Annotated in this window: 20 protein-coding genes; all 20 read left to right on the top strand. The window is 36.0% G+C overall.

Features of this window, described 5'->3' with window-relative positions:
- The first annotated feature begins 120 nt into the window (after positions 1-120).
- The 20 genes from OC533_RS08255 (at position 121) to essB (ending at position 20046) form a co-directional block, all read left to right on the top strand.
- The gene (locus OC533_RS08255; protein WP_003721665.1) at positions 121-780 is read left to right on the top strand and encodes a DedA family protein; all 660 of its coding nucleotides are present in this window, start codon (positions 121-123) and stop codon (positions 778-780) included.
- Between the two features lie 141 nt (positions 781-921).
- Positions 922-1830: a hypothetical protein gene (locus OC533_RS08250; RefSeq protein ID WP_194323856.1), complete on the top strand. Its 909-nt coding sequence runs from the start codon at positions 922-924 to the stop codon at positions 1828-1830.
- Positions 1831-1967: 137 nt separating this feature from the next.
- Positions 1968-3200: an arginine deiminase gene (gene arcA / locus OC533_RS08245; protein WP_194324008.1), complete on the top strand. Its 1233-nt coding sequence runs from the start codon at positions 1968-1970 to the stop codon at positions 3198-3200.
- Between the two features lie 278 nt (positions 3201-3478).
- Positions 3479-3772, top strand: a complete 294-nt coding sequence (gene rpsF, locus OC533_RS08240) for a 30S ribosomal protein S6 (RefSeq protein WP_003718123.1) — start codon at positions 3479-3481, stop codon at positions 3770-3772.
- A 55-nt stretch (positions 3773-3827) separates the two neighbouring features.
- Positions 3828-4367: a single-stranded DNA-binding protein gene (ssb, locus tag OC533_RS08235; protein WP_003759533.1), complete on the top strand. Its 540-nt coding sequence runs from the start codon at positions 3828-3830 to the stop codon at positions 4365-4367.
- Between the two features lie 43 nt (positions 4368-4410).
- Positions 4411-4650 (top strand): 30S ribosomal protein S18, encoded by a 240-nt coding sequence (gene rpsR / locus OC533_RS08230; protein WP_003721669.1) that lies wholly within the window; start codon positions 4411-4413, stop codon positions 4648-4650.
- 155 nt (positions 4651-4805) lie between these two features.
- Complete coding sequence (locus OC533_RS08225) at positions 4806-5417, top strand: PepSY domain-containing protein (RefSeq protein ID WP_194323853.1); 612 nt, start codon at positions 4806-4808, stop codon at positions 5415-5417.
- Between the two features lie 255 nt (positions 5418-5672).
- Positions 5673-6287, top strand: coding sequence for an accessory gene regulator ArgB-like protein (locus OC533_RS08220; protein ID WP_070752095.1), 615 nt, complete (start codon positions 5673-5675; stop codon positions 6285-6287).
- Positions 6271-6432 (top strand): cyclic lactone autoinducer peptide, encoded by a 162-nt coding sequence (locus OC533_RS08215; RefSeq protein ID WP_003721672.1) that lies wholly within the window; start codon positions 6271-6273, stop codon positions 6430-6432. Before OC533_RS08220 ends, OC533_RS08215 begins: the two co-directional genes overlap by 17 nt.
- A gap of 95 nt (positions 6433-6527) precedes the next feature.
- Positions 6528-7823 carry a sensor histidine kinase gene (locus OC533_RS08210; protein WP_010990170.1) on the top strand — a complete coding sequence of 432 codons (1296 nt, stop codon included), beginning with the start codon at positions 6528-6530 and terminating at the stop codon, positions 7821-7823.
- A gap of 18 nt (positions 7824-7841) precedes the next feature.
- Positions 7842-8570 carry a LytR/AlgR family response regulator transcription factor gene (locus OC533_RS08205; protein ID WP_003759538.1) on the top strand — a complete coding sequence of 243 codons (729 nt, stop codon included), beginning with the start codon at positions 7842-7844 and terminating at the stop codon, positions 8568-8570.
- A gap of 166 nt (positions 8571-8736) precedes the next feature.
- Entirely contained in the window at positions 8737-10710 is a 1974-nt protein-coding gene (gene pdeA, locus OC533_RS08200) for a cyclic-di-AMP phosphodiesterase PdeA (RefSeq protein ID WP_003772681.1), read from the top strand.
- Between the two features lie 2 nt (positions 10711-10712).
- Positions 10713-11159 (top strand): 50S ribosomal protein L9, encoded by a 447-nt coding sequence (rplI, locus tag OC533_RS08195; RefSeq protein ID WP_011700919.1) that lies wholly within the window; start codon positions 10713-10715, stop codon positions 11157-11159.
- A gap of 24 nt (positions 11160-11183) precedes the next feature.
- The gene (gene dnaB / locus OC533_RS08190; RefSeq protein ID WP_003721677.1) at positions 11184-12536 is read left to right on the top strand and encodes a replicative DNA helicase; all 1353 of its coding nucleotides are present in this window, start codon (positions 11184-11186) and stop codon (positions 12534-12536) included.
- A 258-nt stretch (positions 12537-12794) separates the two neighbouring features.
- A complete protein-coding gene (locus OC533_RS08185) occupies positions 12795-14087 on the top strand; it encodes an adenylosuccinate synthase (RefSeq protein WP_003772678.1) in 1293 nt (430 codons plus the stop codon).
- A gap of 324 nt (positions 14088-14411) precedes the next feature.
- The gene (locus OC533_RS08180; RefSeq protein ID WP_003759554.1) at positions 14412-14705 is read left to right on the top strand and encodes a WXG100 family type VII secretion target; all 294 of its coding nucleotides are present in this window, start codon (positions 14412-14414) and stop codon (positions 14703-14705) included.
- 148 nt (positions 14706-14853) lie between these two features.
- A complete protein-coding gene (gene esaA, locus OC533_RS08175; RefSeq protein WP_194323851.1) occupies positions 14854-18057 on the top strand; it encodes a type VII secretion protein EsaA in 3204 nt (1067 codons plus the stop codon).
- Complete coding sequence (gene essA / locus OC533_RS08170; protein ID WP_010990172.1) at positions 18047-18559, top strand: type VII secretion protein EssA; 513 nt, start codon at positions 18047-18049, stop codon at positions 18557-18559. The genes esaA and essA overlap by 11 nt, the downstream gene beginning before the upstream one ends.
- Positions 18560-18576: 17 nt before the next feature.
- Positions 18577-18828 carry an EsaB/YukD family protein gene (locus OC533_RS08165; protein WP_003759563.1) on the top strand — a complete coding sequence of 84 codons (252 nt, stop codon included), beginning with the start codon at positions 18577-18579 and terminating at the stop codon, positions 18826-18828.
- Positions 18829-18849: 21 nt separating this feature from the next.
- Positions 18850-20046, top strand: a complete 1197-nt coding sequence (essB, locus tag OC533_RS08160; RefSeq protein WP_194323849.1) for a type VII secretion protein EssB — start codon at positions 18850-18852, stop codon at positions 20044-20046.
- Positions 20047-20058: the final 12 nt, after the last annotated feature.

The following is a 20058-nucleotide window of genomic DNA, read 5'->3' as shown; positions in this document are numbered from 1 at the left end:
AACTAATAGCAATTAATTGTTAAGAATTAGTAAATACATCACAAGTCTGATACAAGTAATGTTGATCTGTGGTAAAATGGAATTTGAGTTTTTAAAAAAAGAAGAGGAAGTGAGTACCTGGTGGATTTTATTACCTACATCATTGATTTCATTTTACACATTGACCAACATTTAGTGGAGATTATAAATAATTTTGGAATTTGGACTTACATCATTTTGTTCTTGATTGTTTTTATAGAAACTGGGTTGGTAGTATTTCCGTTTTTACCAGGAGATTCATTGCTTTTTGCGGCTGGAGCATTATCCGTATTAGATGGTTCAATCTTACATATTGTTCCCCTAATCATTACTTTATGGTTAGCTGCGGTTCTAGGTGACACAGTGAACTACCATATCGGTAAAAAAATTGGCACATCGATACCAGAAGATAGCTGGTTTGGAAAACTAATCAACAAAGAAAAGATGGAAAAAGCAGAGGCGTTCTTCAATAAACATGGTGGAAAAACAATTTTTATTGCTAGATTTATGCCATTCATTCGTACCTTTGCGCCGTTCGTAGCTGGAGCAAGCCGTATGAATTATCGTTATTTCTTAAATTATAATATTTTAGGAGCAACTGTATGGGTTCTACTTTGTACACTTGCAGGCTACTTCTTTGGGAATTTCCCGATCGTTAAAGACAACTTCTCATTAGTTGTGATCGGAATTATCGTAGTTTCCGTTATCCCAATGGTAGTTTCATTCATTAAAAGTAAGATGGACAAAAAAAGCGCAGAATAATTTCTGTGCTTTTTTATTTCCCGGGAAATCAAGATGAGAAGTTGTTAGTTAATTTTAGATAAGTTTAGTAAAATATAAAGTAGTTTTGACCTTATTAAATGCAACAATAAGAATATATATTTAGTTTGAGGAGAGATAGCGGTGGAAGTATATTACAAGCGTATGATTGAAGGGATAGCGATTCCTGCTATTATTCATAATATGGAGTATTACCTTATATCTATGCCAGTTTTTGAAGATGGATCAATGGACTGTTGGGAACGAATTAATTTAAAAGGATTACAAAATAAATTAGCGAGCAATAGGCTAGTCACGTCTATTCCTGAGGGCAAAAGTATTAACATTCACGGGTTGGGCACTTATACCATTCACGGTGCAAGGTGGCAACACACACCGAAAACTTACTATAAATTTGTATATGAAAATGTCCGAAATATGAACCATAAAATGATTAATTTGTTTAATGAAACGAGCGAACAGAAACAGAAAGGGGAAAATCACAAAGTTGCGTGGTCAACCAATGCTAATCCATATAAAGTGGCGGGAGAGATTGGCTATGATGTAATAGATGGTTCATCTACCCAAGTGCTCTATCATTCGGAAAACGAAATGATTCTTACAGCACTTGTTATATATGAGGATGGTACGTTCTTTTTAGAAGAGACAAAGAGCACGCATTCTTTAGATGAAATTGAAAAAATGTTTTCATCTGGCTTATTAGCTAGTAAAGTTTCAGGGATTTTTACAATGGTCATTCCTCACCTAGCGACACTTACTGTCTCAGCAGATTACCAAACTTCATCTTACAGTAAATTCAAAGAAATTAAAGATTTAGCTGCAAAAACCACTAAAACGAAAACATCTTTAGAAATTTGCCGGGAATCATATTATCATTATTTAACACATCCTTCTGAGATAACTCGTGAAAGCTTACGAAAGGCATACGAAGCTGTTCCGGAACATCAACGCATATACCTTGGAGATATGGATTCAAGGGATACAGATTATATACGTATTATTTATAATCCAAATGATAAAAGAGAAGTATAGATATATTGATCTTATTAGAAAATTTAAAAGAATCAATACTAAAAGCCGTCAACCTAAGATGTCTAAGAAGTAGCAGAGCCTAGTCTAAACAAGCGAATAAATAATAAACTTTTGGGGTAACTAATTAGGAAGAGGTGATCAAAATGGAAAAAGTATTAAACATTACATCCGAAATTGGCAAACTCCAGACAGTTCTTGTAAAAAGACCGGGTTCTGAACTTGAAAATATTACACCAGAATATCTCGAATCCTTGTTATTTGACGATATACCATATTTGAAAATGATGCAGAAGGAACATGATTTTTTTGTCAAAACAATGCAAGACTCGAATATTGAAGTACTCTACTTAGAAAAATTAGCAGCAGAAGCTTTAAAAGAAGCTAGTAATAAAGAAAATTTTTTAACGAAAATGATTAAAGAATCCAATCAAATGGACGAAAGCGCATTATATGTGCGAGATTATTTGATGTCTTTTGATGAAGAAGAAATGATTAGAAAACTTATGTCCGGATTGAAAAAATCAGAAATTCCAGAACGCAAAAAGAAACATTTAAATGAAATGATGGACGAACAATATCCGTTTTTCTTAGATCCGTTACCTAATTTATATTTCACACGTGATCCAGCTGCAGTCATTGGCAGTGGCGTAACAATTAACAAAATGTTCCAACCTGCAAGAAGAAGAGAGTCGCTATTTATTGAGCTTATTTTAAAACATCATCCGCGTTTTAGTAGTCAAGAAATCCCGATATGGTCTGGTCGAGAAGAGCCGTTCCCATTAGAAGGCGGAGATGAGCTTGTATTGAATGAAGAAACAGTTCTCGTAGGTGTTTCCGAGCGAACTGATGCGCGTGCGGTTGAGCGCCTAGCAGAAAGCTTATTTAGTCGCGCTCCAAAAATCAAGCGAGTACTAGCAGCTGAAATACCAGAAACAAGATCATTTATGCATTTAGATACAGTTTTTACAATGGTCAATTTTGCACAGTTTACAATTCATCCTGCTATTCAAAACCAGCAAGGCGAACTAAATGTCTATATTTTAGAAAAAAGTGAGAACGGGCTAGAAATTACTCCGCGTAGAGATTTTAAGCGTGTAATTGCCGAAGTTCTTGGTGTGCCAGAAGTTGATTTTATTCCTTGTGGCGGAGAAGATGTGATTGTTTCAGCGAGAGAGCAGTGGAATGATGGTGCTAATACGCTTGCGATTGCGCCGGGAGAAGTAATTACATATGATCGAAATCACGTATCAAATGACCTTTTAAGAAAAGCTGGTATTAAGGTTCATGAGGTAATTAGCTCGGAGCTTTCTAGGGGGCGCGGAGGTCCTAGATGTATGACAATGCCGATAACTAGGGAAAATCTAAAATAAGCTTTGAAAAACTGGTATTTCCCCTCAAAATACGACTTTCACAAAAAGTATTGTCGCTGTTTTTAAGATGTGCTATAGTGTTTTCAAACCAGAATTTTCGAGAAATATCTTGCTGGTTAGTTTGCGCTATGATATAATATTTTATTGTGAGTAATTATAAATTATTCCTTGCTCGCTCTTGATTTTAAGGCTTGCTAAAGGCAGTCTGGATTTCAGGGATATGGTGTGATTACATACCTTATCAGAGCCGCTTAAGACCACAAGGAGGTGTAGAGTAGATGGCTAGAAAGTACGAAATTATGTACATTATTCGCCCAAACATTGAAGAAGATGAGAAAAAAGCTGTTGTTGAACGCTTTGACGGAATCTTAACTGAAAATGGCGCGGAGATCATCGAATCAAAAGAATGGGGTAAACGTCGCTTAGCATACGAAATCAATGACTATCGTGATGGTTTTTACCACATCGTGAAATTGAATGCTGACAAAGCAGATTCTATCAACGAATTTGACCGTTTAGCAAAAATTTCTGATGATATCGTTCGTCACATGGTAATTAAAGAAGAAGCATAAGAATTTATTCAAGGCTAGGACCTTGATTTACTAAACGAGAGGAGGTTGGTTTTGCATGATGAATCGTGTAGTACTTGTAGGACGCTTAACAAAGGATCCTGAATTACGTTACACTCCAGCTGGTGTGGCCGTTGCGACTTTTACCTTAGCTGTAAATCGTACGTTCACTAACCAACAGGGAGAACGAGAAGCTGACTTTATTAATTGTGTTGTTTGGCGTAAACCAGCAGAAAACGTTGCTAATTTCCTGAAGAAGGGAAGCATGGCAGGCGTTGATGGCCGGGTTCAAACTCGTAATTACGAGGGAAACGATGGCAAACGTGTTTATGTGACAGAAATTGTAGCTGAGAGTGTTCAATTCCTTGAACCGCGCAATTCTAATGGCGGTGGCGGAAATAATAACTATCAAGGCGGAAATAACAACAATAATTATAATAACGGTGGAAATAACTTCGGACAAGCACCTACTAATAACGGTGGATTCGGACAGGACCAGCAACAATCTCAAAATCAAAATTATCAATCCACTAACAATGATCCTTTTGCAAGTGATGGTAAGCCAATCGACATTTCTGATGACGATTTACCATTCTAAATTCATTTTAGCGGTTTGAACTTTAAGATAGGAGGAACTTTCAATGGCTGGAGGACGCAGAGGCGGACGCCGTCGGAAAAAAGTATGTTACTTTACTTCCAATGGTATTACGCATATCGATTATAAAGATGTAGAACTTCTTAAAAAATTCGTTTCCGAACGTGGTAAAATTTTACCTCGTCGTGTAACTGGAACAAGCGCTAAATATCAACGTAAACTTACTGTTGCTATCAAACGCTCTCGCCAAATGGCATTACTACCATTTGTTGCTGAAGAAAAATAAGTTAACTATTAACAGTCTAGAATTTATTTCTAGGCTGTTTTTTGTTAAATGGAGACTTTATGCGGAGGAAACTTAGGGCTTAAGTTGGACGTTTAGCATCTTACATTCATGTTATTCTTAAATAGAAGTAAAAAAATACACAGGGGGAAACAAAAATGTATAAAAAATTAGCAACAGTAGGGATGGCAGTATTATTAGTAGGAGCACTTTCTGCGTGTAGTTTTAATGATGATAAGGATACTTCTTCAAGTAATAGCAGTAAAGAAACTACTAGTAGCAAAAGTAACAACGATAAAAGCTCATCCGATAGCTTGCAAAATAAAAGCTTCGATATGAGTTATGAAGACGCGGTGAAAGCATTTAAAGATAAACATAGTGATGCAGAAATTTCTAGCGTTGAATTAGAAAAAAACTTGGGAAAATATATTTATAAAGTAGAAGGTATCTCAAACGATAATGAGTACGAAATGAAATTTAATGCAGAAACAAAAGAAGAATTAGCTGACGAAACCGATAAATTAGATAAAGAAGATACAGGTGGAGTAGAAAAAGAAAACGAAAAAATCAGCTTAGATGGAATTAAATCACCAAAAGAAGCAATGGACAAAGCCGTTAGGGAGCAAGCAGGCGATGTAACAAGTTGGAAAATAGAAAGAGAATTAGATACAACTTATTATGAAGTAACTGTAAAACAAGGTAACAATAAATACGAAATTAAGTTAAATTCAAAAACATTAGATGTCTTACAAACAGAACAAGATGACTAAAAACACGAAAAGTTACCTGTGATTATTCTTTCGCAGGTAGCTTTTTTTATGAATAATATTACTAAAGTTAAAGGTTAATATAGTCTTTTGTTACTATTCAGAGGTACTTTTTACACGTTTGAAAATTCTGAAATGTATCCAAAAAATCGGCATTTTTGCTGTTTTTGAGTCGTTCATGACAAGAATCGGACATTTCATTACATTTTTGGTTATAATGGCTAAATTCGTTGTAAAATGTTAGTGGAGGTGAATTAGTTGAGTAATTTTACTGCAAAAGTACCTTTGTCAGAAAGAATGGCGGATGTTTTGATTTCAAAAGATCGCTGGAAAGATGACGAAGAAGGTTATTTAAAAGTAAAATATGGGCTGGAGATAATTTTAATTAACGTCATGAAGTTTGCAATCGTATACGGTATTGCCTTAGTAACAGGGTTATTACTGCAAACAGTGACAGTGCATCTGTCATATTTATGGCTCAGACGGTATTCTTTTGGATTACATGCGACCAAAACATTGAACTGTACACTAATTAGCTTAACAATGTTTGTGCTTGCACCTTTTATTTTCCAAAATATACCTTCTAATAATTGGATTGTTTTAGGCACATTTGCATTTATACTACTCAACATGTTTTTATTCGCTCCGGCAGACACAGAAAGTTTGCCTTTAATCGGTGAAGAACACCGGAAAACACTAAAAAGAAAAGCGATGATAGGAACGCTAATTTTAACGGGAATTGCGTTACTAATACCATTCGCAGAGATGAAAACATTAATCATGGTAGGATCTTTGTTTCAGGTGATAAGTATTAATCCACTTACTTACAAACTATTGAAAAGGAGGTATCGGAACTATGAAAAATATGAATAAATCAGTTGGTAAATTCCTTTCTAGAAAGCTAGAAGAACAATCCATGAAAGTTGCGGATTCTTCTATGAGTAAAGCTTGTTTCATGTTTGTATACGAACCAAAAAGTCCATTTGTGAAAATGCAAGAAAAAAACGAAAATAAATAAATTTAAAACTGTATAACATCAAAATTCATGCTAAAATAAAAAGAAGGCAAACTTACATATTTAAACATAGATATTTTAGACAGTGGAGGATTAATATGTTTAGTATTTTGATGGCAATTATACAGATAACGGGTATTTTTATAGCAATCCAGATTTTGACAAACAAAGTTTTTTCAATTAAAGAGGGATTGGTTACTATAGCAATTGCTATGCTAGCCTTCCCTTTATTTACATTAGTTCAATACTGGTCGATGATTTTTGTATTGATTGTTTTTGTAAGTGCCTTATATTGGAAAAATAAAAATGTGATAGTTTCAGGTTCTATTACGCTTGTGGTCATTATTTTGCTTACTATCAGTGATTCTATAGTAGGTTTTATTTTAGTACCGGGCTTGAACTTTAAATATGATGAAATATTTAATGAATTGTTACCAACACTAATTTACTGTGCGGGAATGCTGGCGAACTTGTTGGTATTTTCGTTTATTCTTAGAAAATTGATTGAAAAAGTTAATATTTCTAGATTTGTTGAACATAGAAAATATGCGTACATTATTTTTTCTATCGTGGCTCTTACTGTCTTAGCGTTCTATATGAACATATATGCGGGGTCAATCGCAGGTTTCGATGGATCAGTTTTGAAAATTAATACGCTTATTTTTACAGGATATACCATTTTGTTAATAGTTATTGTGACGGTTGTGATTAACACTGCAACCAATGAACTTAAAGTACAGAATCAGAAGGAACAGCTAGAACAGTTACAGGATTATGTTACTACATTAGAGTCCCTGCATAGAGAAATGCGCGTTTTTCGTCATGATTATGTGAATATCCTGTCAACGCTTGTAGGATATATTGATAACGATGATATGCCGGGTTTGAAGTATTACTTTGAAAATAATATCGTACCTATAAATAAAACAATTGAATCTAACAACTATAAAATTTCTTTGCTTCAAAATATTCATGTGATTGAACTGAAAGGCTTATTGGCGGTTAAGTTAATACGAGCTCAAGAGTTGAAAATTGATGCAATTTTAGAAGTAGTTGAACCGATTGATAAGATTTCGATGGATAGCATAGATTTATGCAAAGTTGTCGGGATTTTACTGGACAATGCTGTTGAAGCGGCGCTAACTTGTGAAAATCCAGTTATTCGAATCGCGTTTGTGAAGAAGGGTGATAGCATTATTATTGTGTTTGCGAATAGCTTGCCAGTAAATATGCCACCGATTTATAAAATATTTGAAGAAGGTTTTTCCACAAAAGGAGAGGGTCGTGGTTTAGGACTTGCTAGTTTGCGGGAGATTATGAAGAAATATTCGCACGTTGCCTTAGATACAAAAGTGACTAATAGAGAAGTTATTCAAGAATTAGAAATTATGTAGAAGAATGGGGATGATTTTATGCTACCGGTTTTTATATGTGAAGATAATAGAATGCAGCGAGAAAGGTTAACAAAATATATTGAAGACTATATAATGGTTGAACATTTTGATATGAAGTTGGAACTTTCAACAGGTGATCCGTTTGAGTTAGTATCACGAATGCCTAGGCATCAAGGTATGGGACTGTATTTTCTTGATATTGATTTAGGACAACCGGACATGAATGGCTTTGAATTAGCTCAAGAAATCCGGAAATTCGATCCACGCGGTTTCATCATTTTCATTACGACACATGCGGAACTGAGTTATATGACTTTCACGTACAAGGTGGAAGCGCTTGATTACATTATTAAAGATGATATTGATATGTTGCATGACCGTGTTTTAGCTTGTATGAAGCAGGCAGAAGAACGAATCTCTAACGACCAAGATATGCAGAAGTATTTTACCTTTAAAGTTTCCGATAAAAAGATTATTCATGAACTTTTAGACGATATTTTGTTTTTCGAAACAGCGCCTACGATTCATAAAGTGATTTTACATGGCAAAAATCGCCAAGTGGAATTTTATGGTAAGTTGAAAAGTATTGAGAAAATGTTGGATGAATCTTTTTATAGGTGCCATCGCTCGTATATTGTGAATAAGAAAAATATCCACGAACTCGATACGACAAAAGGCGTGGTGAAGATGTCTAACGGAGAAAATTGTTATGCATCATCGAAACTAATTAAAAGTTTGAGTTTATAAAAGTGGCCTTAAGGGTCGCTTTTTTTGTACGAACGTCAGCTTGAATTTGATGAAATGGGGAATTATAGGTAAAATAATAGTGATGAATTGTTAGTTAATTTTATGTTATGATATAGATACTCAAATTCAGACAAAAGGTATGTAAAAAAATGGGGAGCTGGATGAAATGTCAGGCTATTTTCAAAAACGAATGCTTAAATATCCATTATACGGTCTGATTGCAGCGACAATTATTTTGAGCGTAATCACGTTCTTTTTTTCGTGGTGGTTATCGGCGTTAGTAGTTGTTGGCGGAATTATTCTTACAGTTGCGATGTTTTACTTTGAATATCGCCTAAATGAAGACGTTCAATTATATGTTTCTAATTTAACGTATCGGATTAAGCGCAGTGAAGAAGAAGCGCTAGTTGAAATGCCGATGGGGATACTTCTGTATGATGAACATTATAAAATCGAATGGGTTAACCCTTTCATGTCCAAATACTTTGATAAAACTGAGCTAATTGGTGAATCTTTGGAAGAAGTGGGACCAGAATTTCTGGATGTAATAACTGGAAATGATGAAAAAGGAATTATGTCAATTGCTTGGCGTGAGCATCGTTTTGATACGATTGTAAAGCGAAAAGAGCGGATTTTGTACTTATATGACCGAACGGAGTATTATGATTTAAATAAGAAATTTCAAGCGAATAAATCAGTATTTGCGGTTATTTTCTTAGATAATTATGATGAATGGGCGCAGGGTATGGATGATAGACGCCGTAGTGCCCTAAATAACTTAGTGACATCGATGTTGACTAACTGGGCCAGGGAGCACCGTATTTATTTGAAGCGAATTTCGACAGACCGATTTATGGCTTTTTTGACCGAAGAAATGTTGAAGCAATTGGAGGAAGAGAAGTTTCAAATCTTGGACCGAATTCGTGAGCGGACGTCAAAACAAAATATTCCGCTGACTTTAAGTATTGGGATTGGTTATAAGGAAGATGATTTGATTAAGTTGGCAGATTTGGCTCAGTCAAGCTTGGACCTTGCTCTAGGGCGAGGCGGAGATCAGGTCGTAATCAAACAACCTGAAGGAAAAGTGCGTTTTTATGGCGGGAAAACAAATCCAATGGAAAAACGGACTCGAGTTCGGGCACGCGTCATCTCGCAAGCTTTGCAAGAACTAATTACGCAAAGTGACCAAGTTTTTGTTATGGGACATCGCTATCCGGATATGGACGTAATTGGATCAAGTCTAGGTGTAATGCGAATTGCTGAGATGAATAATCGGAATGCTTATGTTGTCGTTGAACCTGGCAAGATGAGTCCTGATGTGAAGCGACTAATGAATGAAATTGAAGAATATCCAAATGTGATTAAAAATATTGTGACTCCACAAGTTGCGCTGGAAAATATCACAGAGAAGAGTTTGCTTGTCGTAGTTGATACGCACAAACCTTCGATGGTTATTAATAAGGAACTGCTTGATTCTGCTACGAATGTGGTCGTTGTCGATCATCACCGTCGTTCAGAGGAATTTGTTGGCAATCCGGTTCTGGTTTATATTGAGCCATATGCGTCATCTACAGCGGAACTGATTACGGAGCTATTTGAGTATCAGCCTGATTTAGAACAGGTTGGGAAAATTGAAGCGACAGCATTACTTTCGGGAATTGTTGTTGATACGAAAAACTTTACGCTTCGAACTGGTTCAAGAACATTTGATGCGGCAAGTTATTTACGATCGCTTGGAGCAGATACAATTTTAGTGCAACAATTTTTAAAAGAGGATATAACTACTTTTACACAGCGGAGTCGTTTAGTAGAGTCGCTTGAAATTTATCATGATGGTATGGCAATTGCGACTGGACATGAAGACGAGGAATTCGGCACGGTTATTGCAGCTCAGGCAGCAGATACGATGCTTTCAATGGAAGGTGTGCAGGCATCCTTCGTTATCACGCTACGTCCAGATAAATTAATCGGAATTAGTGCAAGGTCGCTTGGACAAATCAATGTGCAAGTCATTATGGAAAAACTAGGCGGTGGTGGACATTTATCGAATGCAGCCACACAGCTTAAAGATGTTACAATTGCAGAAGCAGAAAAACAATTAATTAGCGCCATTGATGCGTATTGGAAGGGAGAAACATAATTATGAAAGTTATTTTCTTAAAAGACGTAAAAGGTAAGGGTAAAAAAGGTGAAACAAAAAATGTTGCAGATGGTTATGCAAACAATTTTTTAATTAAAAATGGTTACGCGGTTGAAGCTAGCAATGCGGCTTTAAGCACACTTTCCGCTCAAAAGAAAAAAGAAGATAAATTAGCTGCTGAAGAATTAGCTGAGGCAAAAGCTTTGAAAGAAAAAATGGAAAAATTAACAGTGGAATTAAAAGCGAAGTCTGGTGAAGGCGGTAGATTGTTTGGTTCCATTACATCTAAACAAATTGCTCAAACACTTGAAAAAACGCATGGTATTAAAATAGATAAACGTAAAATGGACTTACCAGAAGCAATTCGAGCTTTAGGACATACGAAGGTGCCGGTGAAATTGCACCACGAAGTAACGGCAACACTTGATGTACATGTAAGTGAAGAATAATTTTTCTTAAGGGAGCGTAAGACAGTGGATAATAATTTCCAGGACAGAACACCACCACAAAATATTGAAGCCGAACAAGCTGTACTGGGCGCGATATTTCTTGAGCCAAATGCGCTGATTACTGCTTCTGAAATTTTAATGCCGGATGATTTTTATCGAACTGGTCACCAAATCATTTTTGAAACGATGCTTGATTTGAATGACCACGGGAAGGCTGTCGATGTTTTAACAGTATATGAGGCACTTGCTGCCAAAGGTAATTTAGAAGATGCGGGCGGTTTGCCTTATTTGACGGAATTATCCGGTGCTGTACCAACTGCGGCTAACTTGGAATACTATGCCCATATTATCGAGGACAAGGCGCTTCTGAGACGTTTAATAAGAACTGCTACCCAAATTGCAACAGATGGTTATTCGCGCGAAGACGAGCTCGATATGCTTATGGACGAAGCGGAAAAGAGTATCTTGGAAGTTTCGCAACGTAAAAATGTTGGTGCATTTAAGAATATTAAAGATGTCCTAGTTAAAACTTATGATGATATTGAAATTTTGCATAATCGTAAAGGTGATATTACTGGTATTCCGACTGGATTTAACGAGCTGGACAAAATGACAGCTGGATTTCAGCGGAATGATTTAATTATTGTTGCCGCGCGTCCTTCTGTTGGTAAAACGGCATTCGCCTTAAATATCGCGCAAAATGTTGCGACAAAAACAGACGAGAATGTAGCCATTTTTAGTTTGGAAATGGGTGCGGAACAACTTGTTATGCGGATGCTTTGTGCGGAAGGTAATATTAATGCGCAGAATTTGCGGACAGGTGCTTTAACGAGTGATGATTGGCAAAAGCTGACAATTGCGATGGGTACACTTTCTAATTCTGGGATTTATATTGATGATACGCCGGGTGTGCGGGTGAATGAGATTCGTTCCAAATGCCGTCGTTTAAAACAAGAAACAGGTCTTGGTATGATCGTAATCGACTACTTGCAACTTATTGCGGGGAGCGGTCGTGGCGGCGAAAATAGACAACAAGAGGTTTCTGAGATTTCTCGGTCGTTAAAAGCTTTGGCGCGGGAACTTGAAGTACCAGTAATTGCCCTTTCACAGTTGTCTCGTAGTGTAGAGCAACGTCAAGATAAACGTCCAATGATGTCAGATATTCGTGAATCGGGTTCGATTGAGCAAGATGCGGATATTGTAGCCTTTTTATACCGGGAAGATTACTATGATCGGGAAGGTGAAAATGACGGTACGATTGAGATTATTATTGCAAAACAACGTAATGGTCCAGTTGGTGACGTGAAACTAGCCTTTGTAAAAGAATACAATAAGTTTGTGAATTTAGAAGTGCGTTACGATGACGCAATGGCTTAATAAGGAAACCTTGTGAAATTCTAATTAGATTTGGAGTTTGCAAGGTTTTTATTTTATGCAAAAAGGTATCGTATTACTAAAAATGTACTTTGGTTTTCTATTAAAATGATTAAAAAAGCGAACGATAAAATTACCTTACAAATCAATGTTCGTAAATCCATTGACTATTTTGGTGGCAAACGGTACAATGTATAGTGGAAAATGAAGAGGCTATGAAAAAATCATAGCTATCAAAGACCAATTAAATGAGGTGTTTAAATGTCTTCAGTTGTTGTTGTAGGAACACAGTGGGGCGATGAAGGAAAAGGGAAGATTACAGATTTTCTTTCCGAGAATGCAGAAGCGATTGCTAGATATCAAGGTGGAAACAATGCGGGTCATACAATTAAGTTTGATGGCGTAACGTACAAATTGCACTTAATTCCATCAGGTATCTTTTACAAAGAAAAAATTAGTGTTATTGGTAACGGTATGGTTGTTGATCCAAAAGCTTTAGTGGAGGAATTAAAATATCTTCATGATAAAGGCGTGGATACTTCTAATTTGCGTATTTCTAACCGCGCGCACATTATTTTACCGTATCACATTCGCATTGATGAAGCTGACGAAGAACGTAAAGGCGCAAACAAAATCGGTACAACGAAAAAAGGTATCGGGCCGGCATACATGGATAAAGCAGCTCGTGTTGGTATTCGTATTATCGATTTACTAGATAAAGAAACTTTTAAAGAAAAATTAGAGCATAATCTTGGTGAGAAAAACCGTTTACTAGAACGTTTTTATGAGCTAGAAGGCTTTAAATTAGAAGATATTTTAGATGAGTACTACGAATATGGTCAACAATTTAAAGACTATGTTTGTGATACGTCAGTTGTTTTAAATGATGCATTAGATGATGGCAAACGTGTGTTATTTGAAGGAGCGCAAGGGGTTATGCTTGATATTGATCAAGGAACATATCCATTTGTAACTTCAAGTAATCCGATTGCTGGTGGCGTAACAATTGGTAGTGGCGTTGGCCCATCGAAAATCAATCATGTGGTTGGTGTTGCAAAAGCATATACAACTCGTGTTGGAGATGGTCCTTTCCCAACTGAATTATTTGATTCTATTGGTGACACTATCCGTGAAGTTGGCCATGAATATGGTACAACTACTGGTCGTCCGCGTCGTGTAGGTTGGTTTGATAGTGTGGTTGTTCGTCATGCTCGTCGTGTGAGCGGATTAACCGATTTATCCTTAACTCTACTGGACGTTTTGACAGGAATTGAAACACTTAAAATCTGTGTAGCGTACAAGTTAGACGGAAAAACAATTACAGAATTCCCAGCAAGCTTGAAAGACTTAGCTCGTTGTGAACCTGTTTATGAAGAACTTCCTGGTTGGACAGAAGATATTACTGAAGTGCAATCATTAGATGACCTACCAGTAAATTGTCGTCATTACATGGAACGCATTGCTCAACTTACAGGTGTGCAAGTTTCTATGTTCTCTGTAGGTCCTGACCGCGCGCAAACTCACGTCGTTAAAAGCGTGTGGCGTTTAGCTTAATATTACTACAACCTAAACTCTCTGAGGATTTTCCTTGGAGAGTTTTTTGATGTTATTAATAGGAAATATTGCTCCTGGCAAGGGCTTTTTCTTTAAAATCATTGTGTATCATTTGTGTATTTAAAAGTTGTAAAAGTTAACAAAAATAAGTTTTGTTTGTGAAAAACACATCTTTTTATAGAAATGGGATTCCACAAAAATACCTAATAACGTTGAAATGAAGTGGTTTTGTTCGTTTTTATGTCACAATTTCTTTTGTGAATTCATGATATAATTTGATTGTGATAGCTTATTCACAATAGATAATAAGAGGAGATGAAGTGAATGTCAGGTCAAATTCGTATGAGTCCAAGCGAACTACGTGATCGCGCGAAAACTTACGGTCAAAGTGGTCGAGATATTGAGGATATTCTAAGTCGTTTAAGTCAACTACAAGATCAACTACGTAGCGAATGGGAAGGTCAAGCTTTTATGCGTTTTGATGATCAATTTGAGCAATTAAAACCAAAAGTAACTGAATTCGCAAACTTAATGGATCAAATTAACGATCAACTTGAGAAGACAGCAAACGCAGTAGAAGAGCACGATCAACAACTTTCTCAAAACTTCGGATTCTAAAAATCATTAAACAGTAAAGCATACATACAAATATCGTTGGATGCTTTACGAAAAGCCATGCAGTTTTTTGCATGGCTTTTTCTAAAATAGAAAGCTTATGTCTAAAAAGGCATTTATATAAAAAAAGACACAGCGGGAGTGGACATGAATGAAAAAAGTAAAATGGAGTATTTTACTCTTTTTAGTCTTGGCGATTTTTTTATCGGCAGGAATTACTTATTTAGCCTTGAATCAAGGGGCTAGTAAGGGTGATAAAAATAATACGGAAAAAGCGCATAAAATGACTATCGCGCTTGTTAATGAGGACCAAGGAGACACATTCCAAGGAAAACGGGCAGAATTTGGAAATCAATTTGTTAAAAGTGTTGAAAAAGACGAAGAACATGAATGGTACGTTGTAAGTCGCGGTGTTGCGGAGAGCGGCTTAAAACGAGATGTATACAATATGATGATTGTTATTCCGAGTGATTTTTCTAAAAAAGCATTATCTATGACATCAGAGGCGCCAGAAAAAGTAACCATTAGTTACAAAGTAAATGACGTTGGAAATAGCGACCTAAAAGCAGAAGCAGAAAAAACAGCTGCGTCTGTATTGGAAGATTTCAACACGCGTATTATTGATGTTTATTTTGCGAGCATTTTAACCACGTTACAAGAAGCACAAGACAATATTGGCACATTAGTAAAAGAAGAGAAAAAATATGACGCAATTTACAACAAAGATATAAACAATCCCCTTTCAAATTACACAAAACAATTTAAAACAGTAGAAGATTATACCGGAGCCTCTAAAGAGAGTTTTCAGGGTTTTCAAGAGATTATGAAGGCTTTTGAAGAAAGCTTAAATCTCGCTAAAAAAGAAAATGCGGAACATATGAAGAATATGGATGCTTTTACAAAAACGCAAGAGGAAAATGGTCCACTTCGAGCCGGATTCGCGGAAAATTTACAGACATTTGATGGAACTTTGAGTGCGGAAGATATTAGAACACAAACAGTCGCTTTAGAAAGAACCAATGATCAGATGACTTCAGAATTCCAGATTATAGAAGGAAACAATTCGTTACTCACCCAGACTCAAGCGTTACAAAGCTACATTGCAGAAACGAATGCTCGTATTGAAGCGTTAGATGCTGAGATCATCGGAACGCTCGAAAATGATTTCCGTACAGCAGTATATAACGACTTGTTACGTATTCTACAAGAAAACGAGTACTCTGATAGATTGAATGAAATTGGTCTTAAAGACTTGGCTGGCGAGGATATTAATGCTGGTTTTAACAATATGATTGTGAAAACTATCAAGGCTTTACCAACATACAATACGGACCAATTAGCTTCAATCGGACTTGACGAGGAGTTATATAAAAATATTGTAACCATTTCAAAAAAATATTATAGCAGTCATCGCAGTGCTTTTGGTGATAATTTTAGCATCACAAATGAAATGAAAACTCTACCAACAGATACGCTAAAAAGTGACGCTATAAACAAGCTGAAATCAGAAGGAGTGGCGCTGGAGAGTAGTGCAATTACTTTAGAAGGAAGTGAATATGCTTCTGAAATTCTCCTAACATTAGATGAAAATTTTTCATTTGAAAATGTTGTTGGGGTTGTAAATGGAGATGCTCAAACGGGATTAGTTCAAGTGGCTCCTTATGGTGAAAACGGCTTAAGACTTACCATTCCAGCTCTAGGGACGCCGGTTGAGATTAAGGTTATGGGGACAGCGAAATTAAAAGAGGGCGCAAGTGTGCCTTTAGTTGGGGCAGTTAATTGGACAGCTTCCTTGCAACAATATGAAAAACAAGAATATCCTCAAATGCCTACGATTCCAATTGGTTTAGATCCCTCTACTCCAGAAAGTTCGCTCGTAGTTAGAAAAGAAGTTGTACCTATTAAAGTCACAGAGCCTACGTATCTTAACGAAACAAAAACCTCTGTAAAAGCTATTACTAATACAGTGAAAGATTATTATAAGTTGCAGGCGTTGTTTGATTTGTATTACGGAATTGATGCAAGTGACTCTGCACAGCTACCGGATTTTAGTAATTATAGTATTACCTTAGAAAACTCTGCGAAAACGTCTTCGTATTATTACATTTTTAATAAGGAAGATGTTATTAGTAATTTTGTAAATCTTACAACAGACCGATTTGTAGCGGATTATAAGAAAAAAATTAATGCATTCAAACAACGGATTGATGATTATAAATATACAATGGCCGAAGCGAATTCGCGCTCAGAAGATGTCACTAACAGGCTCACTGAGACAACCGAACAAGCAATAAATTTAAATACCAATTTAGCACTAACTTTAGAAAATCTAGAATCTTGGCGAAATGCAAGTAAGGATTTAATAAAAGAAAATGATGTAGTTTTAGATAAATCGGGTGAGGAAGCTACGATGGCGCTTCAACTAAATTCTGAATTTGCCGGACTTTTAGCGGAAAGTGAATCACTTGCTGGGACGTCTGAAGGTAACTTAAAGTCGGCGGAAGTTGTCTATGAAACTTTTGATGCGATTGATAAGGAAGCGAAGAATATTCAGCAAAGCGGTGAAACCCTAGTTAAAGAAGCTTCTACTTTGTCGGAGGACTTAGGAGAAAAACTGAAAGATGATGAAACTTTCCAGAAAAATTTCGCTAAAGTTATGGAAAATAGCCGTATTGGCGATCGGCAAAATGAAAATCTCTACAGTTTCTTAAGTAATCCAGTAGATAAAATGAATGCGGGAACTATTGTTGCTGGAGATAAATCAATGCCATACTTTATGGTTCTAATTTGTACAATTTTGGCGATTTTCACAAGTTATGTTATTTCTCATCAAGAGAAGAAACGCCAGCAGCTAAATGAATTTGAAAAAGAAATGTCCATTGTCTTTAAAAATATTCCAATTACCTTTTTGATGATATGTGTTGGAATAATTGAAGGCTTAGTAATCGGTGCTATTTCTGGCTTTATTTTTGATTTAGGCGAAATTGGGATTTTCCTGTGGATTGGGGTTTGTTTACTGATTATGATGGCACTTGTTACTGCATTTTCGTACGTACTACGCCAATTAAACATGATTGGAATGTCGATTGTTTTACTCGTTTTGAGTTTGTATCTATTTTTAACAGATGCGGTTGGACTTAATATCGATAATGAATCAATTTTTGCGACCTTTAGGAAATTTTCACCACTACAATATATGGAACAGTTGCTGAATGGAATTTTAAGTATGCAACAAGATTACATTATTATTGTATACAGTTTGATTGGCGCGACATTAGTGTTTACAGGGCTTAACCTGTTCGTTTGGCACCGTTCTAACAAAGAAGATGCAGAGGAGGATTCAGATGAAATTTAATATTGCAGTATTTATTGTATTGATTTGTTTCGCTTTTTCTCCTAGTGTCCTCGCTGCGGATTCGGATAGTTATCTTGAAAATAGTGGAAAAATGGACATTAAAACAGATCGTCTTCAAAAGACAAATGAAGAAAAGACCAAAGAACTGGAAGATATGGAAGAAACAGAGCTTGATAAACAAGGTATTCCACTTTTTACAGATGAAATGGATGAAAAGATAGCGAAACAAAAAGCAACCGAAAAAGCTGAGTATGACCGGATTAAAGAGTCGTTGTTTGAAGAAGAGCCAACTGCTGGTGAAACGGTTAAAAAGACAAAAGAAAAATTATTTGCTGAAGAATATGAAACGAAGGCTGCAACAAATGAAACGACGGTTACGGAAACAATCACAGAAGATGAAACTAAAAAGACAAAGCAAAAAACAGTTGGTGGAGCAATTGCTGGAACACTTTTGGCTTTAGCTGGCGGAATTTATGTGGCGGCGCGTAATGTATTTGAATAGAAAGCGGGGAAAACGAAATGGCTAAAAATACGCATATGAATGTGACGGTTGATTTCACTAATTGGGGCGCGGATAAGTATGATTTACGCATCCCAGTCCATCAACCAATTAAAGCATTAATTATTAATTTGGCAGAAACACTCAAAATAGAATATAAAGATTTATCCAAATGTACGATAAAAACGACGAATAAAGCTATTTTACTAAGCGATGATGATAAATTAACTAATTTTCAAATTGCTGATGGCGACATTTTAGAAATTTTATAGAAAAAAAGGAGAATGAAAACGATGAATAAGACAACAGAAATGGACGGAACAGCTTACGATTTTTCTTATGAGGATTTAGCGTGGAGTGTAACGTTTCCTAAATCAAAAACACATGCAAAAGAACTAGCGCAACTAGAATTATTAGAAAAACCAGCTGCTCATTTTGTTCCGGCAAAAATTACGAGCGATAGCGATTCCTATACGATTTCTTATGAGATTGCTCAACATACATATGGCTTTGAGCAAGTTCGCAAAATGGAACGTGAAGACAAGCTACGAGCGTTGCGGAATATTGCGGATTTAAGTGAATTACTGAATACACGCTATACTTTTTTCTTACATCCCGATAATTTGATTTTTGATATAAATTTAGTCCCGAGCATTGTTCACCGCGGGATTAAGAATATTTTACCACCATATGAATTGACCGAAGAAATGTTCTTTAAGCAATATCAGTGTTTTGCGATTGCGCTGTTTTCCAAGAAGTTTTCTTTTGAAAATTTATATAATGGCTCGCTTTCGGGTGCTAGAGGAACTCAGTTTGAAAAAAGTATTTTAGATGCAAAAACGATTCAAGATATTGCTGATATTTTAGAAGAAGCTTATGTGAAAGAAAATAAAACTGTGAAAAAGAATATGGCAATTGTTCCAAAGAAAAAATACGGAACTTTTCGCGGACTTGCGGTTGGTTTTATTATTGTAGCGATTTTACTTGCCATTCCAGTGAGCTATTTTGCATTCATCAAAGTACCACTTCAAAACGATTTACTTACAGCGAACGAAAATTTTCTTAAAACAGACTACGACAAAGTAATTACGGGGCTTGAGAATGTGGATCCTGAAAAAATGCCGCAATCAGTGCAGTACGAGCTTGCTTATTCCTATGTTAACGGCGAGAAAATGAGTGATAAAAAGAAAGAAAACATTATGAATACCATCAGTTTGAAATCAGATCAGAAAAATTTACTTTACTGGATTTATAATGGTCGCGGTGAATTTGGTAAGTCACTAGATATTGCGAAACTTTTAGATGACCCAACGCTTGCAATGTACAGCTTAACGAAACAAATTGAACAAGTCCAAAGTGATACAAAACTTAGCGGCGATGAAAAAGTAGAAAGACTAAAAACGCTAGAAGAAAATTTAAAAGAATATGATGAAAAAGTAAATGCACAAACGAAAGAAACAGATGCATCAACAAATACAGAAGCAAAATAAGGGAGACTGAAC

Origin of the sequence: Listeria sp. Marseille-Q6474, from assembly GCF_946902005.1 — a bacterium.
GTDB classification, from domain to species: Bacteria; Bacillota; Bacilli; order Lactobacillales; family Listeriaceae; genus Listeria; species Listeria innocua.
The sequence above is the reverse complement of the archived record's forward strand: the minus strand, read 5'-3'. Positions and strand labels throughout refer to the sequence as shown.